The sequence below is a fragment of the Bradyrhizobium sp. CCBAU 11430 genome (assembly GCF_028128855.1).
In the GTDB taxonomy this organism is placed as follows: domain Bacteria; phylum Pseudomonadota; class Alphaproteobacteria; order Rhizobiales; family Xanthobacteraceae; genus Bradyrhizobium; species Bradyrhizobium ottawaense.
Genome location: NZ_LBJV01000073.1, coordinates 1 through 26032, shown reverse-complemented (window position 1 = coordinate 26032; position 26032 = coordinate 1). Strand labels below are relative to the sequence as shown.

Here is a 26032-nt window from a genome sequence, read left to right as displayed (position 1 = left end):
CTCTTGATTGATTGGACTGAACTGAATGACACGCATCGCCGTCGGCGGCTTCCTGCACGAGACCAACACCTTCGCTCCCACCAAGGCGACCTTCGCCGACTTCCAGCATGGCGGCGGCTGGCCGGCGATGACTGAAGGCGCCGACGTGCTGAAGGTGATGCGGCGCATCAATGTCGGCCTTGCCGGCTTCGTCGACAGCGCCGAGGCCAACGGTTGGGAACTTGTTCCGACGATCGCCTGCGGCGCGAGCCCGTCGGCGCACGTCACCAGGGACGCCTTCGAGCGCATCGTGAAGGTGATGGTCGACGGCATCAAAGCTGCCGGCCCGCTCGATGCGGTCTATCTCGACCTGCACGGCGCGATGGTGACCGAGCATCTGGACGACGGCGAAGGCGAGATACTGGCGCGCGTGCGCCGCGTCATCGGCAAGGACGTTCCGCTGGTCACGAGCCTCGATCTGCACGCCAACGTCACGCCCGAAATGATCGCGCATGCCGACGCGCTGATCGCCTACCGCACCTACCCCCATGTCGACATGGCCGAGACCGGCCGCGCCTCTGCGCGACATCTCGCGCTGCTGCTCAAGTCCAAGCAGCGCTTTGCCAAATCGTTCCGGCAATTGCCGTTCCTGATCCCGATCAGCTGGCAATGCACCAACGACCAGCCGACCAAAGGCATCTACGAGAAGCTCGCCGTGCTGGAGAGCGATGCGGTTCCGACGCTGTCTTTCGCGCCGGGCTTTCCCGCCGCCGATTTCCGCGATTGCGGCCCCAGCGTGTTCGCCTATGGCAGGACGCAAGCGGATGCCGACCGCGCCGCCGATGCGATCGTGAAGCTGATCGAAAGCCACGAGGACGATTTCGACGGCAAGATCTGGTCGCCCGACGAGGGCGTGCGCCACGCCATGGAACTTTCAAAGAGCGCGAGCAAGCCGATCATCATCGCCGACACCCAGGACAATCCCGGTGCCGGCGGCGATTCCGACACCACAGGCATGCTGCGCGCGCTGGTGCGCAACAAGGCGAGCGCCGCGACCGGGGCGATCTACGATCCGGTCTCGGCCAAGGCCGCGCATGATGCCGGCGTCGGTGCCACCGTGACGCTGTCGCTCGGCGGCAAGTCAGGCATCCCCGGCGACGAGCCCTATCGCGAGACCTTCGTGGTCGAAAAGCTGTCCGACGGCCGCTTCATCGCGCCGGGCCCTTACTATGGCGGCCGCGAGATGGAGATGGGTCCCTCGGCAGCCTTGCGCATCGGCGACGTCCGCGTCGTCGTCTCCTCGCACAAGGCGCAGCTCGCCGACCAGGCGATGTACCGCTATGTCGGCATCGAGCCGACCGAACAGAAGATTCTGGTCAACAAGAGCTCGGTGCACTTCCGCGCCGATTTCGAGCCGATCGCGGAAAAGCTGATGATCTGCGCCGCGCCCGGCGCGATGCCGGCCGACACCGCCACCCTGCCCTGGACGCGTTTGCGGCCGGGCATTCGCATCAAGCCGAACGGCCCCGTTTTCTCGCCTCCCTCAAGCTAACTGGACAGAACCCATGCCCACGATCGACCGCATCGACGGTTACGCCGACGAGCTCACCGCCATCCGCCGCGACCTGCACGCCCATCCCGAGATCGGATTCGAGGAAGTGCGCACCTCCGGCATCGTCGCCGACAAGCTGAAGAGCTGGGGCATCGAGGTGCATCGCGGTCTCGGCGGCACCGGCGTGATCGGCGTGATCAAGGGCAAGGGTTCGGGCAACAAGCGCATTGGCCTCCGCGCCGACATGGACGCGCTGCCGATGGAAGAGAACACCAATCTGAAGTGGAGCTCGAAAATCCCCGGCCGCTTCCACGGCTGCGGTCATGACGGCCACACCACCATGCTGCTCGGCACCGCGCGCTACCTCGCCGAGACCAAAAACTTCGACGGCACCGTCCACCTGATCTTCCAGCCGGCCGAGGAAGGCCTCGGCGGCGCCCGCGCGATGATCAAGGACGGGCTGTTCGAAAAATTCCCCTGCGACGAGCTGTACGGCCTGCACAACGCGCCCGACCTCAACCACGGCGAGATCGCGATCCTGCCGGGCCCGGCGATGGCCAGCGCCGACTTCTTCGACCTGCGCATCACCGGCTATGGCGCGCATGGCGCGATGCCCGAGCGCTCCAAGGACGCGGTGGTCATCGCGACCACGCTGGCGCAGGCGATCCAGACCATCGTCAGCCGCAATGTCGAGCCGCTGCAGGCCGCGGTGGTGTCGATCACCCAGATCCACGCGGGCTCCGCCTACAACGTCATTCCCGGCGACGCGCATCTTTGCGGCACCATCCGCACCTTTTCGAAGGAAGTTCGCACCCTGGTCAGCGAACGCATCCGCACCATCTGCGCAGGCATCGCAAGCGCCTACCAGTGTGTGATCGACGTCGACATCCGCGACACCTTCGGCGTTCTGGTCAACCAGGTCGAGCAGTCCAAGGTGGTCGAGGACGTCGCGCGCACCATCGTCGATCCCGCCAACGTGATCACCCGCGCCCAGCCCAAGATGGGCAGCGAGGATTTCGCCGACATGCTGGAGACCATTCCCGGCGCCTATTTCTGGGTCGGCCATGATGGCAACGTGCCCGTGCACAATCCCGGCTTTGTGCTCGACGACAAGATCCTGCCGATCGGCGCCAGCATGTTCGCCCGCATCATCGAAACGCGCATGCCGGTGGGCTAGCGATGCATAAGAAGAGCGTCGAAGATGCCGTCACCTCGCTGCACGATCTGTCCGCGGTCGATCTGATCGCAGGCTATCGCGCCAAGCAATTCTCGCCGAGCGAGGTGCTGGAGGATTTGCTCACGCATGTCGCTGCGTGGGAGCCGCATCTGAAGGCGCTCTATGCGTTCGATCCCGACGGCGCACGCGAGGCCGCCAAGGCCTCGACCGCGCGCTGGACCGGCGGCGAGCCGTCCGGCGCGCTCGACGGCGTGCCGGTCACGGTGAAGGACAACATCGCGACCAAGGGCGTGCCGGTGCCGCTGGGCGCTGCCAGCGTCAAGCTCGTGCCGGCCGAGAAGGATGCCCCGCCCGCCGCGCGCCTGCGCGAGGCCGGCGCGGTCATCTTCGCCAAGACCACCATGCCCGATTACGGCATGCTGTCGTCCGGACTCTCCAGTTTCCACGCACTCGCGCGCAATCCTTGGGATCTCTCGAAGAATCCCGGCGGCTCCAGCGCGGGCGCAGGCGCTGCGGCCGCGGCCGGCTACGGTCCGCTGCATCTCGGCACCGATATCGGCGGCTCGGTCCGCCTGCCCGCGGGCTGGTGCGGCCTCGTCGGGTTGAAGCCGAGCTTCGGCCGCGTGCCGATCGACCCCACCTATGTCGGCCGCGTCGCCGGTCCGATGACCCGCACAGTCGACGATTGCGCGCTGATGATGAGCGTGATCGCAAAGCCCGACCGGCGCGACGGCATGAGCCTGCCCGCCGAGCCGCTGAACTGGAAGGGAGCAGAGAAGTCTCCGCGCAAACTCCGCATCGGGTTGATGCTCGATCCCGGCTGCGGCCTGGCGCTGCAGAAACCAGTGCGCGAGGTCGCGGTGAAGGCGGCGAAAGCGTTCGAATCCGCGGGCAGCGTCGTGACCGAGGTCGACGGCATCCTCACCCGCGAGATGCTCGACGGCCTCGACAACTTTTGGCGCGCGCGGATGTGGGATGATCTGGCCAGGTTGACGCCGGCCGAGCAGGCGAAGGTGCTGCCTTATATCTTCAAATGGGGCGCATCCGGCGCAAAGCTGTCGGGCGTGGATGTCATCCGCGGCTTCAACCAGACCATGGCGATCCGCGCGGCGGCGTCGAAGCTTTTCTGCGAGCTCGATTACGTGATCTCCCCGACCGCACCGAACGTGAACTATCCGGCGGACTGGGCCTCGCCGACCAACGACCCCATGAAACCGTTCGAGCACATCGCCTATACCGTGCCATGGAATATGTCGGAGAACCCTGCCATCTCGATCAACGGCGGCTTCGACGCCAAGGGTTTTCCCATCGGCGTGCAGATCGTCGGCCGCCGCTTCGACGACATCGGCGTGCTCGGCATGGCCAAGGCTTTTGAGGGCCTACGCGGGCCGCAACGACCCTGGCCGAAGCCGCCGGCTAACTAATCGCACCGTCGTCATTCCGGGTTGCGCCCTCTTGGCGCAAGCCCGGAATCCATTCATCAGCACTACTGATGCCGAGAGATGGATTCCGGGCTCGCGCTTCGCGCGCCCCGGAATGACGTGGTAGAGAGACCGAGAAAGAAACAAGGAAGGAAACCGCCATGGCGTATGAGACGATCAAATACGAGGTCGCCGAGCAGATTCTCACCATCACGCTGAATCGGCCCGACAAGCTCAACGCCTTCAACGCGCAGATGCAAGGAGAGCTGATCGACGCGTTCGACGCCGCCGACAAGGACGACAACGTCCGCGCCATTATCGTCACCGGCGCCGGCCGCGGTTTTTGCGCCGGCGCGGATCTGTCGTCCGGCGCCGACACGTTCGACCGCGACGCGCGGCGCGGCCCCGTCAAACGTTTCGCCGACGGCAAGGTGGACTACAGCGATCCGCAGGTGCGCGACGGCGGCGGCCAGGTGACCTTGCGCATCTTCAAGTGCCTCAAGCCCGTCATCGCCGCAGTGAACGGTCCTGCGGTCGGCATCGGCGTCACCATGCAGCTCGCGATGGACATCCGCATCGCTTCGGATGCCGCGCGGTTCGGCTTCGTGTTCTCCCAGCGCGGCATCGTGCCGGAGGCGGCCTCGAGCTGGTTCCTGCCGCGTATCGTCGGCATCTCGCAGGCGCTGGAATGGTGCTATTCGGGCCGCGTCTTCCCGGCGCAGGAGGCACTGGCGGGTCGTCTCGTCAGCAAGGTCGTCGCCCCTGACGATCTCCTGCCGACCGCCCGCGCGCTCGCCAAGGAATTCGCGGCGAAGACCGCACCGGTGTCGGTCGCGCTGATCCGCCAGATGATGTGGCGCATGATGGGCGCCGACGATCCCATGGAAGCCCACAAGGTCGACAGCCGCGGCATCTACGCCCGCGGCCGCTCCGACGACGTCAAGGAAGGTGTGGTGTCGTTCCTGGAAAAGCGCCCCGCGCAGTTCAAGAACAAGGTGTCCAGCGATATGCCGGACTATTTCCCGTGGTGGACGGAACGGGAGTACAAGTAACGCTCTCGTAGGGTGGGCAAAGCGAAGCGTGCCCACGCACTTTTCGCCATCGAGAGAGATGGTGGGCACGGCGCAAGAGCGCCTTTGCCCACCCTACGGCACTTTCACTCCATCACCAGCGCCACGCGCCCGATCGCCTTGCGGTCGAGCAGCAGCCGCATCGCCTTTGCAAACTCCTCCAGCGGCAACCGATGCGAGACGTTGGGGCGCAGCTTGCCCTCCTCCGCCCATTGCAGCAGCGCCTTCAGGCGCGCCTCTCCCAGCGCAGGGTTCTTTCGTACCGCCTCGCCAGCGCGCACGCCGAGCACGCTGGCGCCCTTGATCAGCAGGAGGTTGGTCTTGGCCGAGCCGATGCCGCCGGTGAAGCCGATCACCAGCAGCCGCGCGCCCCAGGCGATGCAGCGCATCGAGTCTTCAAAAACCTGACCGCCGACGGGATCGAACACGACGTCCGCGCCGCGACCGTCGGTGATGCGTTTAACGGCGTCGCGAAACGGCTCGCGGTCATAGCGGACGAGATGATCGGCGCCGCGGGCCTTGGCGATGGCGAGCTTCTCGTCGCTGGACGCCGTCGCGATCACGGTCGCGCCCAGCATCTTGCCGATCTCGACGGCCGCCAGTCCCGTGCCGCCGCCGGCGCCATGCACCAGCAGCACCTCTCCCGGCTCGATCCGCCCGCGATCGATCAGCGCATGATAGGCCGTGCCATGGCCGGCAAGATAAGTCGCAGCCTCGGCGTAGTCGAACGTCGACGGCTTAAGGGTGAGCTGCGACGGCGCGACGATGGCTTCGTCGGTGAATGCGCCGTGCCGCATCTTCACGATGACCTTGTCGCCAACAGAAACGCCCTTCGCCTCCGCACCCAATTCGGTCACGTCACCGGCAGCTTCCATGCCGGGCGTGAACGGCAGCTCCGGCTTGAGCTGATATTGGCCGGCGGCCATCAGCACATCAGGAAAATTCAGCCCGGCCGCGCGAATCGCGACCCGCACCTCGCCCGGCTTTAGGGCGCGCGACGGAAACTCTTCCAGCCGCAAGGTTTCGGGCTCGCCGAGCGAGTGGCAGACGACGGCGCGCACCATCAGGCCGCACTCGCCTTGCTGCGCTTGAGCGCCTCGCGGATCAGCGGCAGCCGGTCATTGCCGAAATACATGTCGGTCTTGTTGACGAAAATCGTCGGCGAGCCGAAGCCGCCGCGCGCGACGACCTCTTCCGTATTCGCCTTGAGCTGATCCTTGATCGCTTGCTCGGCGATGCCGGCGAAGAATTTCGGCTCGTCGATGCCGACCTTCCTGCAGATCTCGGCGAGCACGGAGTCCTGCGAGATATCCTTGTCCTCGCCCCAATAGGCATCGAACACGGCGGTCGCGAACGGCACCATGTCCGCGGCCAGCCAGATGCAGCCGCGCATCGCCTTGACGCTGTTCACCGGAAACACCGTCGGGGGCATCTTGATCGCAAGGCCAGCCGACCGCGACCAGTCCTGAAGATCCTTCTTCATGTAGCGCGCCTTCAGCGGCACCGGCGTCTCGCGCTGCGCGTAGACGCTCGGATTGACCGTGTTGAAGATGCCGCCGACCAGGATCGGCCGCCAGACGATCTCGACGCCCAGCTCCTTGGCGAGCGGCCGGATGTTGTGGAAGGCGAGATAGGTCCAGGGGCTGGAGCAGTCGAAGAAGAATTCGATCATGGCGTTTCCTTTGCTCTCGTCATTTCGGGGCGCGCCCTCTTGGGCGCGAGCCCGGAAACCATTCGCTCCTGGCTCTGCGGCCCGATGGATTCTCGGGTGCGCAATTGCGCACCATAGCTCGCGACTTCGTCGCGCCCCGGAATGACGGCGTGGCCGTCACTTCCTTCCCAACACTTCCTTAGCCCTTTGGCCGAACATGATCTTGCGTGATTCCTCGTCGAACGGCTCTTTCACGAATTTTCCGATCGCAAGCCCCGCCTGCACCTGCGGCCTGGCGCGGACCTCGGCATACCAGCGTTTGACGTTCGGATAGTGGTCGAGCGTAAAGCCCTGCGCCTTGTGGGTCATGGTCCAGGGGAAGCAGGCGATGTCGGCAATGGAATAGTCGCCGGCGACATATGCGCCGGTCTTCTCCAGCTGCCGATCGAGCACGCCGTAGAGCCGGGCCGCCTCGTCGCGGTAGCGCTCGATCGCATAGGGGATCTTCTCCGCCGCATAGAGCGCAAAATGCCCGTGCTGGCCGAGCATCGGCCCGAGGCCGGCCATCTGCCACATCACCCATTGAATTGTGGCGGAACGCCCGCGCAAGTCGGCGGCCAGGAAGCGGCCGGTCTTTTCCGCGAGATAAATCAGAATTGCGCCGGTCTCGAACACCGGGAACGGGCTGCCACCGTCGGCGGGTGCGTGATCGACGATCGCGGGGATGCGGTTGTTCGGGGAGATCGCCAGAAACTCGGGACTGAACTGCTCGCCGGCGCGGATGTCGACGGGCTTCACCGTATAGGGAAGTCCGAGCTCTTCCAGCATGATCGAGATTTTCCAGCCGTTCGGCGTCGGCGCGTAATGGAGATCGATCATGACCTTTCCCTCGGCATCCTTTGGCCTTCCCTGTCGATGCCGCCAGCTAAAATAACGACTTTTGTTGTTCTGTACCTCGACGTTAGGACATGGCAGGAAGGGGCGCAACACAACCTGCCGGGAGGGCCGCCATGCTGTTTCCAACCACGATCGCCGGCTCCCTGCCGAAGCCGGAATGGCTTGCCGAACCCAATATGCTCTGGGCGCCCTGGAAGTCACAGGGCGAGGAGTTGCTCCGCGCCAAGCGCGACGCGACATTGATCTGGCTGAAGATCCAGGAGGACGCCGGAATCGACATCCTCACCGAGGGCGAGCAGGCCCGCCAGCATTTCGTGCACGGTTTTCTGGAGAAGATCGACGGCATCGATTTCGCGCACAAGGTCGAGATGGGCATCCGCAAGGACCGCTACAAGGCGATGGTGCCGCAGGTGGTCGCCCCGCTCCGGCTCAAGGGCCGCGTCCATGCCTTCGAGGCGCGCGCGGCGCGCACGCACACGAAGAGGAAGCTGAAGTTCACCCTGCCCGGCCCGATGACCATCATCGACACCATTGCCGACCGCTACTATGGCGATCGCGTCAAGATGGCGTTTGCCTTTGCCGAGTTGCTCAACGAGGAGGCCCGGGCGCTGCAGGCCGACGGCGTCGATCTCGTGCAGTTCGACGAGCCCGCCTTCAATGTCTACATGGACGAGGTCAACGATTGGGGCATCAAGGCGCTGGAGCGCGCTGCGCAGGGCCTCACCTGCGCCACCGCCGTGCACATCTGCTACGGCTACGGCATCAAGGCCAACACCGACTGGAAGGAAACGTTAGGCAGCCAATGGCGGCAGTATGAGCAGATCTTTCCGGCGATCGACGCCAGCCCGATCCAGCAGGTCGCGATCGAATGCCGCAATTCGAAAGTGCCGCTCGATCTGCTGGCGCTGCTCAAGAACAAGATCGTGCAGGCCGGCGTGATCGACGTTGCGAGCGACACGGTGGAGACTGCGGAGGATGTCGTGAAGGTGATCGACGCGGTGTCGAAATTCGTGCCCAAGAGCAACATCATCGCCACCACCAATTGCGGCATGGCCCCGATGCGGCGCGAGATCGCCGAAGCCAAGCTGATGGCGCTCGGCGCCGGTGCCGCGCTGGCGCGCGAGAAGCTCGGGTGACGGCTGGGATCCGCAGGCCGCCCTGCTAGTCCAGCGCGGTCGGATGCAGCGCCGGTTGATATCCAGCGTTCAGCGCACGCAGCGTGGACGGGGGCGTCAGCAGCATTGGGCTCTCCAGCTCGCGCTCGGCGGGGGCATAGCCGGCTGGCGACCATAACAGCGCCCTTCCCTGCACCACCAGAAAGCTCTCCTCGCCCCGTTGAACCATCGCGCCGTCGGGCAATTCTGCGAGCGGCACCGGCACTGCGTGCAGGCGCTTGCGGCCATGATCCAGACGCTCGAGGTGGAGCTGGGCGTCCATCGCCTTCGCACTCACCTTGCTCACGCCATTACCCCTCTCCCACGCCGCGCGAAAGCGGTTGGCATCCTCGCGCCGGCAGAAGAAGCAGGGCCGGTGACCTGCGGCAAAGGCGGTGGCCTCGTCGAGAAAGAACAGCTCGGTCCAGCTCCGCCGCGCCATCACCGGCCGGCGCCAGCCGCGGAATTCGCACAGGCATGTGATCCAGGCCGGCGACGACCAGCGCTTCTTCAGGAGCGTCTTCGTCGCGGGATCGTGGATGATGCCGCGATTGCCGGTGAACGTGCCGCGATGCGGGGTGGCGATGATGTCGCCGAGCGGTGTGACGCGGTTTTGGAGCGGGCGAGTGGCGAATGGGGAATTGCGAATTGGGGATTCACTACTCGCCATTCGCCCCCCGCCATTCCCACTTGGTCACGCCGCGCCGTCGCGGAGCGGCGGGTGGTAGGACAGCGCGGTGTCCCAGGGGAAGAAGATCCAGGTATCCTGCGAGACTTCCGTGATGAAAGTGTCGACCAGCGGGCGGCCCTTCGGCTTGGCGTAGACGGTGGCGAAATGCGCGTCGGGCAGCATCTCGCGCACCAGCTTGCCGGTCTTGCCGGTGTCGACGAGATCGTCGACGATCAACAGCCCCTTGCCAGTGCCACCACCAAGCTTCATGGCCTGTTCCGAAATACCCTTGAGAACCTGGAGGTCCCCCTGCTTGTCGTGGTCGTAGCTGGCGACGCAGACCGTATCGATGATGCGCACGCCGAGCTCGCGCGCCACGATCGCGGCCGGCACCAGGCCGCCGCGGGTGATCGCGATCACGGCGTGGAACGGGCCGACCTCGTTGAGCCGCCAGGTCAGCGCCCGACAGTCGCGGTGGAACTGGTCCCACGAGACCGGGAAGGCCCTGCCCGCCCGCTCCTGCGCACTCAGTTCCGGTGCTTCACCTGCCATTGTCGTCTCCTGCTTCGCCTGCCGGCAAATTCCCTGCTAACGAGTGATGTTCAATCCTGCCAGCATTTCCTTCACCGCGCTCATGGCTGCCGCGAGCTTGTCAGCATCGCGCGAGCGCACCACGAGGTTCGTATTCGGCTTCTGCTCTTCGTCCATGAAGGGGTAGCTGCCGATGATGGTGTCGGGATGGGCGGCGGCGATCGCGCGCAAGGGGCTGCCGATGTCGCCTTCCCGCGCATTGGCGCGGACCGATTCGGAGAGCATGCGCACGCCCGATTTCAGCTTGGGCGAGACGATGTCCATCATCGCCTGCATGATCGAGGGCACGCCGGCCATCACGATGACATTGCCGATCTTGAAGCCGGGCGCGAGGATGGTCGCGCTCTGGATCAGCTCGGCACCGTCGGGGATGCGGGCCATGCGCAACCGGGCCTCGTTGAGATCCTGCTCGCTCCAGCGCTCCTTGAAACGGGCGACCACCTCCGGATGGTGGTCGATGCCGACTCCGAACGCCTTGGCGACGCTGTCGGCGGTGATGTCGTCATGGGTCGGCCCGATGCCACCGGTGGTGAAGACGTAGGTGTAGCGATGCCGCAGTGCATCCAAGGCAGCGATGATATCGGGCTCGTCATCGGAGACGACCCGGACCTCCTTCAGGTCGATGCCGATATTGGTCAGGTATTCGGCGATGAAGCCGATATTCTTGTCCTTGGTCCGGCCGGACAGGATTTCGTCCCCAATGACCAGAATGCCCGCCGTGACGATCTCGCTCATAACTTAAGTCCCTCACCTGTGGCGCCGACTTTGCCGAGGTAACGCGTTGAAGTCACGCGGTTTTGCTGTCGAAATAAGCAGTCCTCAGCCATTTTTTCAGGCAAGCCGCCGGCCATCCCCGACAAATGCTGCCAGTCCATGCTTATCGCGCTGGCCCGGCCCTTGCTACCACATGAAAGTCATGCACTCTTGCCGCATGGTCAGGACGTTGCGGCTTCACCAGGGCCTGGCGACCTGTCCATTGGCGCAACGCCTTGCGGAGAACAGTCGGCATCTATGGCAGTCGCGTTTGATGAAATGAATATTCCGGGCGGGGACCTTCGCCCCGCCTACCAGGAGCTGGCGCGCTGGCTCAAGGAGACGCCTCCCGAGGCGCTTGAATATCGCCGCCAGGAGGCCGAGCTGCTGTTCCGCCGCATCGGCATCACCTTCGCGGTCTATGGAGAGGCCGAATCCACCGAGCGCCTGATCCCCTTCGACGTGATCCCGCGGATCATGTCGGGCAAGGAATGGGCACTGCTGGAGAAGGGCCTGAAGCAGCGCGTGCGCGCGCTCAACATGTTCCTGCGCGACATCTATCATGGCCGCGACATCCTGCGCGCCGAGATCGTGCCCGACGATCTGATCTTCCAGAACCCGGTGTTCCGGCCCGAGATGAACGGCCAGCAGGTGCCGCACGACGTCTATGTGCACATCGCCGGCATCGACATCGTCCGGGTCGATGCCAACGACTTCATCGTGCTGGAGGACAATGCGCGCACGCCGTCCGGCGTGTCCTACATGCTGGAAAACCGCGAGATCATGATGCGGTTGTTTCCGGATCTGTTCGCCCGCCACAAGGTGGCGCCGGTCGAGCGCTATCCGGACGAGCTGCTCTCGGCGCTCCGCTCCGTCGCGCCGCTCAGCGCCTCGGGCGAGCCGACGGTCGCCCTGCTCACCCCCGGCGTCTACAACTCGGCCTATTACGAGCACTCCTTCCTCGCCGACAAGCTCGGCATCGAGCTGGTCGAGGGCCGCGATCTCATCGTCAAGAACAACGAAGTGTTCATGCGGACGACCGAGGGCGTGAAGCGGGTCGACGTGATCTATCGCCGCGTCGACGACGACTTCCTCGATCCCCTCACCTTCCGTCCCGATTCCGCGCTCGGCGTGCCCGGGCTGATGTCGGCCTATGCGGCCGGCAACATCACGCTCGCCAACGCCGTCGGCACCGGGATTGCCGACGACAAGGCGATCTACTCCTACATGCCGGACATCGTGAAATTCTATCTCGGCGAGGAGCCGATCCTGAAGAACGTGCCGACCTGGCGCTGCCGCGAGCCGAAGGACCTCGCCTATGTGCTGGATCATTTGAGCGAGCTCGTCGTCAAGGAGGTGCACGGCTCCGGCGGCTACGGCATGCTGATCGGGCCCGCCGCGACGAAGGCGACGATCGAAGCGTTCCGCGAGAAGCTCAAGCGCGAGCCCGAAGGTTTCATCGCGCAGCCGACGCTGGCGCTCTCGACCTGCCCGACTTGCACCGCAAGCGGCCTCGCCCCGCGCCACGTCGATTTGCGCCCCTTCGTGCTCACCGGCAGCAAGAGCACGACCATCGTGCCGGGCGGCCTGACACGCGTCGCGCTGAAGGAAGGCTCCCTGGTGGTGAATTCGAGCCAGGGCGGCGGCACCAAAGACACCTGGATCCTGGACGAGTAGTCAGATGCTGTCGCGTACCGCCGAAAACCTCTACTGGCTCGCCCGCTACGTCGAACGGGCCGAGTATCTCGCGCGCACCATCGATGCGACGCTGCGCGTCACCGCGCTTCCCGCCGCCTATATCGGCAAGACCAATGAATGGGACTCGGCGCTGCTCACCGCCGGCGTCGCTGCCAGCTTCTATCAGACCTACGAGGAAGCCAACGAGCACAACGTCGTCGACTACCTCTCGTTCTCCGTGGACAACCCATCCTCGATCAGGAACTGCATCGAGGCGGCGCGGCTGAACTCGCGCTCGGTCCGCACCGCGCTGACCAGCGAGATGTGGGACACCATCAACTCGGCCTGGATCGAGCTTCAGGCGGTCTGGAGCAAGGGCACCTCGACGCGCGAGGACCTCGCAAAATTCCTGCGCTTCGTGCAGGAGACCTCGCTGCGCTTCGACGGCTCGGCGTACCGGACCATGCTGCGCAACGACGCCTACTGGTTTTCGCGGATGGGCGTGCATCTGGAGCGCGCCGACAACACCGCGCGCATTCTCGACGTGAAGTATCACGTGCTGCTGCCCGAGGAGGAGCATGTCGGCGGCCCGCTCGATTTCTATCAGTGGAGCTCGATCCTGCGCTCGGTCTCGGCGCTGACGGCCTATCACTGGGTCTATCGCGAGACGCTGAAGCCGTGGCTGATCGCGGACCTGCTCATCCTCAACGACACGCTGCCGCGCTCGCTGGCCAGCTGCTACGGCAATCTCGTGCGCAACCTCGACCAGATCGGTGTCGCCTATGGCCGCCAGGGCCCGGCCCAGCGCCACGCCCGCGGCATCCGCAACCGGCTGGAACACAGCAATATGAACGACATTTTCCAGCATGGCGTGCATGAATTCATTCAGGAATTCATCACCGACAATTCCAGGCTGGGCGAAATCATCACGAAGCAGTATTTGATCTGATGTCACCCGGCTGACGACATGGGATACCGTCATGGCCGGGCTTGTCCCGGCCATCCACGTTCTTGCTTTCGCGCGACGAGGAAGAAAGTGGATCCCCGGGACAAGCCCGGGCACGACGAGCTTCTTTGCGGCGACAGTCGGGCCTAACCACTAACGACACGGTCCACCATGCGCCTGCGAATCCTGCACACCACGACCTATCGCTACGAGCCGGCGGCCACCAGCGTGATCCAGATCCTGCGCATGACGCCCGGCAGCCATGACGGGCAGTATGTGGCGGAATGGCAGATCGACGTCTCCACCGACACCAAGCTCGACACCCACGAGGACGCCTTCGGCAACGTCACCCATGTGCTGTCCTGCGGGCCTGTCGGCGACATCAAGATCACCGCAGAAGGCCTGATCGAGACCCACGACACCGGCGGCGTGCTGCGCGGGACCGACGAGCGTTTTCCGGCCGGCATGTTCTTGCGCGCCACCGATCTCACCTCGGTCAATCCGGCGATGATGGCGGTTGCGCGCCAGTTGCGCAGCGAGGCCGAGAGCGACACGCTCGGCTTCCTGCATACGCTGATGACCGAGATCGGCGATCACATGACCTTCGACGAGGACCCGACCAACAGCGGAACCTCGGCGGCGGAGGCGTTCACGCTCAAGCGCGGGGTCTGCCAGGACTACGCGCACATCTTCATTGCCTGCGCCCGCACCGGCGGCGTACCGGCGCGCTTCGTCTCCGGCCACTTCCTGCGCTCGGACGGCACGGTGCATCAGGACGCCGGCCATGCCTGGGCTGAAGCCTACGTTCCCGATCTCGGCTGGGTCGGATTCGATCCCGCCAACAGCATCTGCGCCACCGACGCCCATGTCCGCGTCGCGATCGGCCTCGACTATCTCGGCGCAGCCCCGGTGCGTGGCACCCGCTATGGCGGCGGCGCTGAGACGCTGGCCGTGGCCGTGAAGGTCGAGCAGGCCGGCCGCGGCGGGCCGTCGCAATCGCAATCCCAACGGCAGAGCTAGGCGCAGCCGTCCGAAGCATGGGTCGTGCTACACTCGCGGGGATCGAAGCTGCCCCCCGCGAGGTACCAATGGCCACTGTAAAGCTGCTTTCGGACGATGAACTCTCCACCGAAGCGCGCGCCGTCTTCGACGATATCCGCAAGGTGCGGAAGTCGGACTTCGTCAACAATTTCTGGCGCGCGTTGGCGCATGATCCGAAGACGCTGCGCAGGACGTGGGAGAGCATCAAGGAGGTGATGGCTCCCGGCGCACTCGATCCCAAGGTCAAGGAAATGCTTTATGTCGCGGTTTCCATCGCGCATGGCTGCAGCTACTGCATCCATTCGCACACCGCCGCTGCACGGGCCAAGGGCATGACGGAGGCCGAATATGCCGAGATGCTCGCCATCGTCGGCATGGCCGCGGAGACCAACCGGCTGGTCACGGCACTCGGCGTGCCGGTTGACGAGGCGTTTCTCGTGGATGCGGCGGATTGAGTGACAGAGCTAGCTGCCGCTCCCCGGAATGACGACCTTCCCATGGGAATCGGGGGTTGGACCGGCCTCCGAAATTGGCTAGTAATTCCGCGCAAACGCGTTCGGGGACTGGAAATGACCTATTGTTGCGGAATCCTGGTTCGGGACGGTCTGGTGATGATCGCCGACACCCGCACCAATGCCGGCCTCGACAACGTCTCGACCTTCCGCAAGCTGCACATCTTCTCGAAGCCCGGCGAGCGCATCATGGCGATCGCCAGCGCCGGCAACCTCGCCATCAGCCAGTCGGTGCTGTCCACGCTGACCGAAGGCCTGGAGGACCCCAACACGGGTGAGGTCGAGACGCTGATGAACGCGCCGACCATGTTCCAGGCCGCCCAGCGCATCGGCCGGGCGATCCGCGCCGTGCACGCCACCGAAGGTCCCGCGCTGAGATCCGAGGACGTCTCGTTCGACGTCTCGTTCCTGTTCGGCGGCCAGATCAAGGGCTCGCGCATGCGCCTGTTCATGATCTACACCGCCGGCAATTTCATCGAGTGCACCACCGATACGCCGTACTTGCAGATCGGCGAGCACAAATACGGCAAGCCCGTGCTCGACCGCGCCATGCATTACGACGTCGAGCTGTACGAGGCGCTGAAGACCGGCCTGATCTCGATGGATTCGACCATGCGCTCCAATCTCGGCGTCGGCCTGCCGATCGACGTGCTGGTGGTGCGCGCCGATGCCTGCGAGGCCGATCTCAACCATCGCATCGAGGCGGGCGAGCCCTATTTCCACGATCTGCGCTCGCGCTGGTCGGCGGCGCTGCGCGCGGCGCACCAGAACATTCCGCGGCCGCCCTACAAGAACGAAAAAGAACCCAAAACCTGACAGCATGAGAAAAGGCAGGAAACAATGAGCGAAGCAAAGAAGATCGCAGTGGTGACGGGCGCCGGCACCGGTGTCGGGCGCGCCGCGTCGCTGGCATTGATGAACACCGGCTTCACCGTGGTGCTGGTCGGCCGCCGGCTCGACATGCTCGAGGAGACGGCAAAGCTCGGCCCCGCCGGCAAAAGCCTGTGCGTCACCGCCGACATGACCAAGCCTGATTCGATCGCGGCACTGTTCGACAAGGTGAAGGCGACCTACGGCCGCCTCGACGTGCTCTTCAACAATGCCGGCATGGGCGCCCCCGCCGTCAACTTCGAGGATCTCGGCCTCGAGCAGTGGCAGGCGGTGGTGAACACCAACCTCACCGGGCCGTTCCTGTGTACCCAGCACGCCTTCCGCATCATGAAGGATCAGACCCCGCGCGGCGGCCGCATCATCAACAACGGCTCGATCTCGGCGCACGCGCCGCGCCCGTTCTCGGCGGCCTACACCTCGACCAAGCACGCCATCACCGGCCTGACCAAGGCCAGCAATCTCGACGGCCGCATGTACGACATCGCCGTCGGCCAGGTCGACATCGGCAACGCCGCGACCCCGATGACCGATCGCATGGTCAACGGCCCCGGCGTGCTGCAGCCTGACGGCACCACCAAGCACGAGCCGCGCATGGATGCGAAAGCGGTCGGCGATGCCGTGGCCTACATGGCCGGCCTGCCGCTCGATGCCAACGTGCTGACCATGACGGTGATGGCGACCAAGATGCCGTTCGTGGGGCGGGGCTGAACTCAAAATTGCGAAAACAACCCCATGCACAGTAGGGATCTCTTTGATTCCTCTGTGCTTTGTCCGAGACTTTCGGGGGGCATCCAGTCCCGTGCCCCGGACGCGGCGCGGCATGCAATGACGCGCCGCTGAGCCGGGGCCCATGCCTCCGCGATCTCGTGCTTGGCCTCCTGGGTCCCGGCTCAGCGGCGCGTCACTTCGTTCCGCACCGCGTCCGGGACACGAGACATTCCCCTACTCCAAACTCTCCACCTGCCGCAGGCTCGGAAACAGCTTCATCCACAAAAGCGCCACCGCAACGGTGGCAACGCCGCCGAGCACGGCGGCCGGCATGGCGCCGAGCAGTGCGGCGGCCACTCCGCTTTCGAACTGGCCGAGCTGGTTCGAGGCGTTGATGAAGAGGAAGTTCACCGCGCCGACCCGGCCGCGCATCTCGTCGGGCGTGGACAGCTGCACCAGCGAGAAGCGGATCACGACGCTGATCGTGTCGGCAGCACCGAGCACGGCGAGCGCGAGCACCGACAGCCACATCCAGGAGGACAGCGCGAATACGATGGTGGCGAGGCCGAACACGATCACGGCCTGGAACATGCGCAGGCCCACGTGCCTCGAGATGGCGTGACGTGCCAGCACCATGGTCATCAGGAGCGCACCGACCGCCGGCGCGGCACGGAGCACGCCGAGCCCGACCGGACCGGTCTGCAGGATGTCGCGGGCATAGATCGGCAGCAGCGCGGTGACGCCGCCGAACAGCACCGCGAACAGGTCCAGCGAGATGGTGCCAAGGATCGCCGGATTGCTGCGAATGAAGCGAACGCCGGCAAAGATGTTGTCCGAGTCCATCCCCTGCTTCGCGATCGCCTGCGGACGCGGCCGGATGAAGCCGGTCAGGATCATGCCGAAGATCCAGAACAGCACCATCATGGCATAGGCAAGATGCGGGGCGACCGCATAGGCGAAGCCGCCGAGCGCCGGGCCGGTGATGGTCGCGACCTGCGCCGCCCCGCTGGAGACTGCGGTGGCGCGCTGAAGCGAGCCCTGCGGCGCGATCAGCGGCAGCAGCGCCGCCGTGGTCGGGCTCTCGAACGCGCCGGCAATGCCGAGCACGAAGGTCGCGATGAAGATCTGGACTTCGCCGACCGCGCCGAGATAGGTGATGATTGCGAGATAGAGCGCGGTCGCCGCTTCAACGAGCTGGCAGAGCTGGACCACCCGCTTGCGCTCATAGCGGTCGGCGGCGTGGCCGGCGACGAACACCAGGAGCGCGGTGGGCAGGAACTGCACGAGGCCGACCATGCCGAGGTCGAAGGCCGAGCCGGTGAGATCGTAGATCTGCCAGCCGATCGCGACCGCCGCGATCTGGCTGGAAAAGCGCGACAGGCTGCGCGAGAGCAGGAAGAACAGGAACGCGCGGTGGGCGAGGAGCGCGCGGGCGCTGACCGGCGGATGTCCGGAATTTAGCTGCTCTGGCATCGCCTTTTGGGTCACCCTCGGACCGCTCTCCCCCTCACTGTCGAAGGCCCCCGCGTGGCCGAGGTGGCCCCGCTTGTCAACAGTGGGCCGCTTCTAGCGGCTCCCGGCATTGCCTTTGCAGCGCCGGCCCGGCCATAATCATTGAGGGTTTGGGGACATCATGCTGCGTTTGCAATCGGCACTCGGCATTTTCGCATTGCTGTTGATCGCCTTCGCATTGGCGGAGAATCGGCGCGCCGTGTCGCTGCGGCAGGCGGCGATCGGCCTCGTCGCCACCTTCGTCACCGCGATCGTGCTCCTGAAGCTGCCGGTCGTCGCGCACGCCTTCGGCGCCATCAACGATGCGGTCGGCGCGATCTCCGCGGCCTCGCGCGCCGGCTCCGCCTTCGTGTTCGGCTATGTCGGCGGCGGCGCCCTGCCCTTCGACCTCAAGGTGCCTGGCGCCGATTTCATCCTGGCGTTCCAGGCGCTGCCGATCGTGCTGGTCATGAGCGTGCTGACGACGCTGCTGTTCTATTGGCGCGTGCTGCCGCCGATCGTGCGCGGCATGGCCTGGCTGCTGGAGCGGACGCTCGGCGTCGGCGGCGCGGTGGGCCTCTCGACCGCCGCCAATATCTTTCTCGGCATGGTCGAGGCGCCGCTGTTCGTGCGGCCGTATCTGAAGCAGATGACTCGCAGCGAATTGTTCCTGGTGATGACCGGCGGCATGGCGGGCATCGCCGGCACCGTGCTGGTGCTCTATGCGACGCTCCTTGCTCCTCTCATTCCCGACGCGGCCGCGCACTTCGTCATCGCCTCCGTGCTGGGCGCGCCGGCCGCGATCCTCGTCAGCCTGATCATGGTGCCTGAAACCTCCAACACGCGTACCGGCGGCACGCTCGAAGATCCGGAGATGGAAGTCTCCAGCACGATGGATGCGATCGTGAAAGGCACCAGCGCGGGGATCGAGCTGCTGATCAACATCGTCGCCATGCTGCTGGTGCTGGTGGCGCTGGTCTATCTCGTCAACGCCATGCTCGGCCTGCTGCCGAATGTTGGCGGCGCCGCGATCTCGTTGCAGCGCCTGCTCGGTCTCGTGATGGCGCCGGTGTGCTGGCTGATGGGGCTGCCATGGGATCAGGCGGTGACGGCCGGTAGCCTGATGGGCACCAAGACCGTGCTCAACGAATTGATCGCCTATGTCGACTTTGCGAAGCTGCCGGGCGATGCGCTCGACCCGCGCTCGCGACTGATCATGCTCTACGCGATGTGCGGCTTCGCTAACTTCGCCAGCCTCGGCATCATGATCGGCGGCTTGGGCGTGATGGCGCCGGAGCGGCGCGAGGAGATCAACGCGCTGGGATTGAAGTCGATCGTATCAGGAACGCTGACGACGTGCTTGATGGGGGCGGTGGTGGGGGTCATCACGTGACCCGTGGTGATGCCGTAGCCTGGTCAACTGCACAATTTCGACTTCTGCAAGATGCGGCGCACCTCGGCCAGCTTGGCACGGCAGGGCTCGACCGCCATGGCCTTCGCCTCGCTCGTTCGTCCCTGCGCCCACAGCAACACCGCCATCAAGCCCTGTGCCCCGGAGCGCACCGGCCCACCCGCCACATCTGAAGCGGCGAGCGACAGGGCGGTTCGCGCCTCCGTCTCGGCGGCACTGAGGTTGGCTTGTTCCAGGAAGAAGACCGCACGGAACACGTGGGCCCGCGCGTCTTTTGGGTAGCGGGTGACGAGATCGAACGACCGGCTGACCATCTCGTCAGCCTTCGCCGGCACTTCCGACGCGCGGATATAGTGCACGGCATCGGCCATGTAGGACGAATAATGAACGGCGGCGAAGCCGGCGCAGATCAGAGATCCGAGGGATGCTGCAAGCAACGTCATGCCGGCGCTCCGCGGCAGGCTGTCATAGGACCAGAAGGCGAGCCACGGCGTGATCGCAAGCGCGGCACCGGCCACCGCACCGCCTGCATGGGCATAATAGTTGACATTGCCCGAGGCGCCGAATGCCAGCGGCAGCAGTGCGGGAACACCGAAGAAGAGCGACGTCTTCAGTCTCGATATGGTTTGATCGGCGTCCGCTTCGGGCTCGAAGCTCGCGACGAACAGCGCGGCGATGAGCCCGGTGATGGCGCCGGACGCGCCCACGCCCACCGTGCCGGGGCCATTGCCCAGCAGAGAGCCGACCTCGCCCGCCACTGCACTGGCGACGAAGATCAGCGCAAACCAGCCACGGCCGATCAGAGACTCCAGCCTGACGCCGACGATGAACAACCCAATGCAGTTGCTGACGAGGTGCCACCCGCTGCCGTGCAGCAGCGGCGCAAGGCCAATCCTCCACCACTCTCCTCGTCCGACAACGAGATCGTAGCCCGACGCGCCCTGGGCGATCAGCGAGCGGACGTCGAGGTCACCATCCCGCGCAACGTCGATGGCCAGGCTGCGTTGCAGAGCGAAGATCAAAAGCAGACCGAAAATCAGGCCAATGGTGAGGAAAGGGATATCGGCCAGAAGCCTGTTATCGCCAAAAAGCGTCCCTTCGCTCGGCAAGGGCCGAGCGGGGTCGCGCACGATCTCCCGCACGGTCGGCGCGGCGACGGGTTGAAACGACGCTCTTGACGGCGGCGCCGTAACGCCGCGTCGGCCAAAAGTGTTGGTCGCCATGAAAGCACTCCCGCGTTTTCACATCCTTGAGTTGCCGCGAGAGGTATTTTCGATTGGTTAGCGCCCGCCCTGCAGGTCAGCTGAAACCATCCGACTGGTAATTGCCCGGTTTCCCAGATCGCGTGCTTTTTAGCGATCGTGACGGGAACGCTGACGACGTGCTTGATGGCGGTGTGGGGGCTGGAGTCGCGACGGTCCTGCAGCCCGGATGGAATGCAGCGCAATCCGGGCTACGTACCCATCACAGCAATGACGTAGGAGAGAGATCGGCCTACGCCTTCAATTCCACCGTCCTGAACTCCGCCGGCAGGATCACCTCCAGCAGTTCGACGTCATCCGAATAATCCAGGATCATGTGCTTGATCTTCGGCGGCTGGGTCCAGGCGCTGCCTTCTTTCATCAACGTCTCGCCCTGCCCGTCCATATAAGTCTTCACCCAGCCCTTGAGCACGTAGACCATCTGGAAGTCGACGTCGTGAAAATGCAGCTTTGACACCTCAGCCGGATCGCAAGGACCTTGCAGCCGGATCACGTGCGCTTGCGCGAGGCCATGGCTAGCGTCGGCGATGCCGAGGTCGCGGTATTTCGCGTAAGCGCGCAGGCCATCGGCCTTGAAGTCTTCCTCGCGGTGATGGCTGATCGCGATGCGCTGCCTGGGACGTGCGGGCTTCTTCGGTACGGCAGTGCGAGCCTTTGCCTTCACCGCCTTGCGTGCCGAGGATCGCGCCGCCGCTTTGGCGCCGCTCCGCTTCTTCACTGCGGTCTTCGTTGCGGGTCTTGATGCCTTTTGCTTGACCATTGTCTGCCTCCCTGATCTGAGCGCGCCCGCCGGACGGGTACAACCCGAGCACAGATTATCCAGTCTTGGATGAGGCGGCAATTGCCGGGCGCAAGGCTAGCGGCTCGATGACCCGATCGGTCGTAGCTTGTCCCAAGCTGTCGTGGCGAACGGCCGTCGTCTCGTATTCGTCCTCCCGCTGAATTAATCTCGAAGAGAGATTCTGGGGGATTGAAGCCATGGGCAACAGCGTAGGTCAGCGTGCATTTCAAAATGCCCGGCTTCAGAAACGGCAAAAGGCCGAAGTGCTGCCGTTGCTCGGGCATGCGCTCCAGCTACACAAGATCGGGCTTCTCGCCGAGGCCCAGGCTGCCTATCGGCAACTCCTGCAGCTCGCGCCCAACCAATTCATGGCGCTGCACATGCTCGGTGCTTTGGAGTCCGACGCCAAGAATTTTCAGCAAGCCGAAATCCTGCTGAGCCGGGCGGTCGCCGTGGATCCGCAATCTGCCGATGCTCATATGAGGCTGGGCGTCGCGCTCAACGGGCTGCGGCGTCACGACGAGGCCTGCGCGAGCTATCGAAAGGCCCTCGCCTTGCGGCCCAACCACGCCGCAACCCTCTCCAATCTCGGTAACGCGAGCGTGGCCCTCGATCTTCACGAGGAGGCGCTTCACAGCTACGACAAGGCGATCGCACTCGACGCAAGCCTTGCCGAAGCCCACAACGGCCGGGGTTGGGCGCTGTGCCGTCAACGCAATTATGACGAGGCCGTCGCAAGCTTGAACCGCGCGCTGTCGATCAAGCCCGACTATGCCGCGGCGCTGGCGAACCGTGCCACGGCTTTACGGGAACTTCAGCGATTTGACGAAGCGCTGGCAGACGGCAATCAGGCAATTGCGCTGGCACCCGACGACGCGAATGGGTGGCTCGCGCGGGCCAGTGTCCTGCTCCAGATCCAGCAAATTGCCCACGCATCCCACGACTGCCAGCAGGCGCTGGCGATCGATCCCGATTCCATTCAAGCTCACCTGGTGCTGGGTCTTTGCCTCGCCGGACTTGGCCGGGTCGACGAAGCCCTCGCCAGTTTCGACAGAGCCCTCGACATCCAGCCTGACCTGCAGAGCGCGATCTCCAACAAGATATTCACGCTCGATTTTGCGGGGGACGCCACCGTTGAACGGCATCAGCAGGCGCGTCAGGTGTGGTGGGAGCGTGTCGGCGCGAAAATCGCTTCAGGCGCGGCGGGCCCGCATGACAACAACCGCGATCCGGACCGCCGTCTGGTGCTCGGCTATGTCTCGTCGGATTTCAACGCGCATTCGGCTGCGTTGATTTTCAAGCCGGTGCTCCAACACCATGACCGGGCACAGTTCGAGGTCGTGTGCTACGCTTGTTCGTTGAAAGTGGATGCGACGACCGGTGAATTTCAGGGGATCGCCGATCGCTGGCGCGACGCCTCGCAATGGACCGAAGATCGCCTCACCGCCGAGATCCGCGCCGACGGCATCGACATCCTGATCGATCTGTCCGGCCCTACCAGAGGCAACCGCCTCGGCGTGTTTGCGCGCAAGCCTGCACCGATCCAGGTGCACGGCTGGGGTCACGGCACTGGCACCGGGCTGCCGACGATCGATTATCTGTTCTCGGACCCGGTCGCGATTCCCTTCGAGGTTCGGCATCTGTTTGCGGAGACCGTTGTCGACCTGCCGTGCTTCGTGACGCTGGCCTCGCTGCCGACCGAGATTCCGCGGGCACCTACGCCGGCGATCTCGAACGGCTTCGTCACCTTCGGCGTCTTCAACCGCATCAGCAAGATTTCGGACGAGGCGGCGCAAGTCTGGTCCAGGATTCTCGAGCGGGTGCCGGGCTCGCGACTGCTGATCAAGGATGTTGCGCTGGACGACCAGCTGGTCCGCGAAAATTTGCTGGCGCGGTTCGAGGCTTGCGGATTGCCGGCCGAACGCGTCGATCTGCTCGGCGCCACCTTGCGAAGCGAACATCTGGCATCGTTCAATCGCGTCGATATCTGCCTCGACCCGTTCCCGCAGAACGGCGGCGTCAGCACGTGGGAAGCCTTGCAGATGGGCGTGCCGGTGGTGGCGAAGCTCGGCAACAGCCTGCCCAGCCGTGCTGCCGGCTCCATCCTCACCGCTCTCGGCTTGCCGGACTGGGTCACGGACAGCCATGAGGCGTATATCGAAATCGCAACGAGCCGAGGTTCTGAGATCAGCGAGCTCGACAGGTTGCGCCGCGAGCTGCCCGACAAGATCCGGGCCGCAGCCGCCAGCAACCCCGTCTCATACGGGCGAGCGGTCGACGAGGCCTATCGCGCGATGTGGAGACGCTATTGCAGCGAGGGCGCCTGATCGCCCCTCAGGCGATCCCGGGAATAGTGCGTTCGTCCGACGAGCTGCAAGGGAGATATCGGTAGGGTTGGCAAAACGACTGGTCCGCCATAGCTCGAAGAGCGACGGCGGAAGCGTGCCTACCTTCCGCGCGCGATCATGGAGAGATGGTGGGCACGGCGCTTAAGCGCCTTGGCCCACCCTACGAGACCGATATTCGTCTCAATGCAGCCGGAACACGCCATCCACGGCGCGCAGCTCGGCCGGCTTGATCAGCTTGGAGTGCGCGACGGTGACCGAATGGAGGGGACCGTCCAGCTTTTCCTGCCAGAAGGCCAGGAAATCCTTCAGCGCCGGGAATTTCGGAAACATGTCGTAGTTCTGCCAGACGTAGGTCTGGAGCAGCGAGGGATGATCCGGCATCCGGTAGAGGATTTGTGCCGTCGTCAGCCCGTAACCTAAAAGCTGTTTCCGAAAGTCCTCGGAAACGCCCCCACTCCGCACGCCCATGCCAACCTCCTTTGCAGGAGCGCATTCAAGGGGCGGCCTGGTCGGTGTGCGCCTTACGAGCCACCCGGTACTGATGCGCTCACATGAGAGAAATGTGACGCAAACTGACAACCCATCTCAAGCCCAAAAGTTTAACAAGCTGTTGAAATTCAATGCGTTAGCAGCAGATGGATCACCGTGCTAATACGGCTCGGCCTCGGTTAACGATGGAAAAGAGATTCTGGCAGTCCGCGCTTCCGGGTGCTGATTTTTCTGCTAGAAGCCCTTGCTCCCGCAAAATTCCTGTCCTATTTCAGCCTCGCCTGTGCTAGCACTCGCGGGCACAGATTGCTAACAGACGAAAATCATCAACTCGTGCAAATGCTTAGGAGAGCTGCATGAAATTCCGTCCGCTTCACGACCGCGTCGTGGTCAAGCGCATCGACGCAGAAGAGAAGACCGCCGGCGGCATCATCATCCCCGACACTGCCAAGGAAAAGCCCTCCCAGGGCGAAGTCGTCGCCGTCGGCCCCGGTGGCCGCGACGAAGCCGGCAAGCTGATCCCGATCGACCTCAAGGTCGGCGACCGCGTGCTGTTCGGCAAGTGGTCCGGCACTGAAGTCAAGATCGACGGCGTCGATCTCTTGATCATGAAGGAAAGCGACATCATGGGCGTCCTCGACGTCCCCGCTTCCAAGAAGAAGGCGGCCTAAGAGCCCCTCTCTCCCTCCAGTCAACCTCAAGGAAAATTCCAGATGGCAGCCAAAGAAGTCAAATTCTCGGTTGAAGCGCGCGACAAGATGCTGCGCGGCGTCGACATCCTCGCCAACGCGGTAAAGGTCACGCTCGGTCCGAAGGGCCGCAACGTCGTGCTCGACAAGTCGTTCGGCGCTCCCCGCATCACCAAGGACGGCGTCACCGTCGCCAAGGAGATCGAGCTCGAGGACAAGTTCGAGAACATGGGCGCCCAGATGGTGCGCGAAGTCGCCTCCAAGTCCGCTGACGCGGCCGGCGACGGCACCACCACCGCCACCGTGCTGGCCCAGGCGATCGTGCGCGAAGGCGCCAAGTCGGTTGCCGCCGGCATGAACCCGATGGACCTCAAGCGCGGTATCGACCTCGCGGTCGAGGCCGTCGTTGCAGACCTCCAGAAGAACTCCAAGAAGGTCACCTCGAACGACGAGATCGCCCAGGTCGGCACCATCTCGGCCAACGGCGACCAGGAGATCGGCAAGTTCCTCTCCGACGCCATGAAGAAGGTCGGCAACGAGGGTGTCATCACCGTCGAGGAAGCCAAGTCGCTCGAGACCGAGCTCGACGTCGTCGAGGGCATGCAGTTCGACCGCGGCTACATCTCGCCCTACTTCGTCACCAACGCCGACAAGATGCGCGTTGAGATGGACGACGCCTACATCCTCATCAACGAGAAGAAGCTCTCCTCGCTGAACGAGCTGCTGCCGCTGCTCGAGGCCGTGGTGCAGACCGGCAAGCCGCTGGTCATCGTCGCCGAGGACGTCGAAGGCGAAGCCCTCGCGACCCTGGTCGTGAACCGCCTGCGCGGCGGCCTGAAGGTCGCGGCCGTCAAGGCTCCGGGCTTCGGCG

The 26032-nt window shown here is 64.5% G+C and carries 25 protein-coding genes; 15 read left to right on the top strand and 10 right to left on the bottom strand.

Annotated features, from left to right (window positions below; genetic code table 11):
- Positions 1-25 precede the first annotated feature (25 nt).
- The 4 genes from XI04_RS34905 (at position 26) to XI04_RS34890 (ending at position 5181) form a co-directional block, all read left to right on the top strand.
- Positions 26-1531, top strand: coding sequence for a M81 family metallopeptidase (locus XI04_RS34905; protein ID WP_271608934.1), 1506 nt, complete (start codon positions 26-28; stop codon positions 1529-1531).
- Positions 1532-1544: 13 nt separating this feature from the next.
- Positions 1545-2708, top strand: a complete 1164-nt coding sequence (locus XI04_RS34900) for a M20 aminoacylase family protein (protein WP_028141180.1) — start codon at positions 1545-1547, stop codon at positions 2706-2708.
- A 2-nt stretch (positions 2709-2710) separates the two neighbouring features.
- On the top strand, positions 2711-4132 hold the full coding sequence (locus tag XI04_RS34895; RefSeq protein WP_028141181.1) for an amidase: 1422 nt from the start codon (positions 2711-2713) through the stop codon (positions 4130-4132).
- Positions 4133-4290: 158 nt separating this feature from the next.
- Complete coding sequence (locus XI04_RS34890) at positions 4291-5181, top strand: crotonase/enoyl-CoA hydratase family protein (RefSeq protein ID WP_028141182.1); 891 nt, start codon at positions 4291-4293, stop codon at positions 5179-5181.
- 104 nt (positions 5182-5285) lie between these two features.
- Here XI04_RS34890 and XI04_RS34885 read toward each other — a convergent pair whose 3' ends face one another.
- From XI04_RS34885 to XI04_RS34875, 3 genes are all read right to left on the bottom strand, one after another.
- Positions 5286-6263, bottom strand: coding sequence for an NADPH:quinone oxidoreductase family protein (locus XI04_RS34885; protein WP_028141183.1), 978 nt, complete (start codon positions 6261-6263; stop codon positions 5286-5288).
- Positions 6263-6871, bottom strand: coding sequence for a 2-hydroxychromene-2-carboxylate isomerase (locus XI04_RS34880; protein WP_038949934.1), 609 nt, complete (start codon positions 6869-6871; stop codon positions 6263-6265). Before XI04_RS34880 ends, XI04_RS34885 begins: the two co-directional genes overlap by 1 nt.
- A 156-nt stretch (positions 6872-7027) precedes the next feature.
- Positions 7028-7729, bottom strand: coding sequence for a glutathione S-transferase N-terminal domain-containing protein (locus XI04_RS34875; protein WP_038949935.1), 702 nt, complete (start codon positions 7727-7729; stop codon positions 7028-7030).
- A gap of 131 nt (positions 7730-7860) precedes the next feature.
- Here XI04_RS34875 and XI04_RS34870 point away from each other — a divergent pair, with 131 nt between their 5' ends.
- Positions 7861-8883: a methionine synthase gene (locus XI04_RS34870; protein WP_097668546.1), complete on the top strand. Its 1023-nt coding sequence runs from the start codon at positions 7861-7863 to the stop codon at positions 8881-8883.
- A 25-nt stretch (positions 8884-8908) separates the two neighbouring features.
- Here XI04_RS34870 and XI04_RS34865 read toward each other — a convergent pair whose 3' ends face one another.
- Genes XI04_RS34865 through XI04_RS34855 form a run of 3 tightly spaced genes read right to left on the bottom strand, consistent with a single transcriptional unit; the run spans position 8909 to position 10897 of the window.
- Entirely contained in the window at positions 8909-9571 is a 663-nt protein-coding gene (locus tag XI04_RS34865) for a hypothetical protein (protein ID WP_049806658.1), read from the bottom strand.
- 24 nt (positions 9572-9595) lie between these two features.
- Positions 9596-10123 (bottom strand): xanthine phosphoribosyltransferase, encoded by a 528-nt coding sequence (gene gpt / locus XI04_RS34860; protein ID WP_028141188.1) that lies wholly within the window; start codon positions 10121-10123, stop codon positions 9596-9598.
- Between the two features lie 36 nt (positions 10124-10159).
- A complete protein-coding gene (locus tag XI04_RS34855) occupies positions 10160-10897 on the bottom strand; it encodes a competence/damage-inducible protein A (protein ID WP_095426162.1) in 738 nt (245 codons plus the stop codon).
- Positions 10898-11173: 276 nt separating this feature from the next.
- Between XI04_RS34855 and XI04_RS34850 the strand changes: the two genes are divergently transcribed.
- The 6 genes from XI04_RS34850 to XI04_RS34825 all read left to right on the top strand — a co-directional run bounded on the left by XI04_RS34850 (position 11174) and on the right by XI04_RS34825 (position 16690).
- Positions 11174-12592, top strand: a complete 1419-nt coding sequence (locus XI04_RS34850) for a circularly permuted type 2 ATP-grasp protein (protein ID WP_038949939.1) — start codon at positions 11174-11176, stop codon at positions 12590-12592.
- A gap of 4 nt (positions 12593-12596) precedes the next feature.
- A complete protein-coding gene (locus XI04_RS34845; RefSeq protein WP_028141191.1) occupies positions 12597-13541 on the top strand; it encodes an alpha-E domain-containing protein in 945 nt (314 codons plus the stop codon).
- Positions 13542-13709: 168 nt separating this feature from the next.
- Positions 13710-14558, top strand: coding sequence for a transglutaminase family protein (locus XI04_RS34840; RefSeq protein WP_038949940.1), 849 nt, complete (start codon positions 13710-13712; stop codon positions 14556-14558).
- 68 nt (positions 14559-14626) lie between these two features.
- On the top strand, positions 14627-15034 hold the full coding sequence (locus tag XI04_RS34835) for a carboxymuconolactone decarboxylase family protein (protein ID WP_028141193.1): 408 nt from the start codon (positions 14627-14629) through the stop codon (positions 15032-15034).
- A 114-nt stretch (positions 15035-15148) separates the two neighbouring features.
- Complete coding sequence (locus XI04_RS34830; RefSeq protein WP_028141194.1) at positions 15149-15907, top strand: proteasome-type protease; 759 nt, start codon at positions 15149-15151, stop codon at positions 15905-15907.
- A 24-nt stretch (positions 15908-15931) separates the two neighbouring features.
- A complete protein-coding gene (locus tag XI04_RS34825; protein ID WP_028141195.1) occupies positions 15932-16690 on the top strand; it encodes an SDR family oxidoreductase in 759 nt (252 codons plus the stop codon).
- A gap of 234 nt (positions 16691-16924) precedes the next feature.
- On the opposite strand, the gene XI04_RS34820 is transcribed toward XI04_RS34825, so the two are convergent.
- On the bottom strand, positions 16925-18163 hold the full coding sequence (locus XI04_RS34820) for an MFS transporter (RefSeq protein ID WP_271593537.1): 1239 nt from the start codon (positions 18161-18163) through the stop codon (positions 16925-16927).
- A 160-nt stretch (positions 18164-18323) separates the two neighbouring features.
- Here XI04_RS34820 and XI04_RS34815 point away from each other — a divergent pair, with 160 nt between their 5' ends.
- Complete coding sequence (locus XI04_RS34815) at positions 18324-19574, top strand: NupC/NupG family nucleoside CNT transporter (RefSeq protein ID WP_038949944.1); 1251 nt, start codon at positions 18324-18326, stop codon at positions 19572-19574.
- Between the two features lie 23 nt (positions 19575-19597).
- Here the strand turns inward: XI04_RS34815 and XI04_RS34810 are convergent, their stop codons facing one another.
- Positions 19598-20815 (bottom strand): rhomboid family intramembrane serine protease, encoded by a 1218-nt coding sequence (locus tag XI04_RS34810; RefSeq protein ID WP_038973679.1) that lies wholly within the window; start codon positions 20813-20815, stop codon positions 19598-19600.
- A 271-nt stretch (positions 20816-21086) separates the two neighbouring features.
- The gene (locus XI04_RS34805; protein WP_152102738.1) at positions 21087-21614 is read right to left on the bottom strand and encodes a cupin domain-containing protein; all 528 of its coding nucleotides are present in this window, start codon (positions 21612-21614) and stop codon (positions 21087-21089) included.
- 218 nt (positions 21615-21832) lie between these two features.
- On the opposite strand from XI04_RS34805, the gene XI04_RS34800 reads away from it, so the two are divergent.
- Positions 21833-23962, top strand: coding sequence for an O-linked N-acetylglucosamine transferase, SPINDLY family protein (locus XI04_RS34800; protein WP_271623897.1), 2130 nt, complete (start codon positions 21833-21835; stop codon positions 23960-23962).
- Between the two features lie 201 nt (positions 23963-24163).
- Here the strand turns inward: XI04_RS34800 and XI04_RS34795 are convergent, their stop codons facing one another.
- The gene (locus tag XI04_RS34795; protein WP_028141201.1) at positions 24164-24451 is read right to left on the bottom strand and encodes an usg protein; all 288 of its coding nucleotides are present in this window, start codon (positions 24449-24451) and stop codon (positions 24164-24166) included.
- Between the two features lie 377 nt (positions 24452-24828).
- Between XI04_RS34795 and XI04_RS34790 the strand changes: the two genes are divergently transcribed.
- On the top strand, positions 24829-25143 hold the full coding sequence (locus XI04_RS34790; RefSeq protein WP_014494241.1) for a co-chaperone GroES: 315 nt from the start codon (positions 24829-24831) through the stop codon (positions 25141-25143).
- A 42-nt stretch (positions 25144-25185) separates the two neighbouring features.
- A partial coding sequence (gene groEL / locus XI04_RS34785) for a chaperonin GroEL (protein WP_271623896.1) occupies positions 25186-26032 on the top strand: 847 nt, incomplete at its 3' end.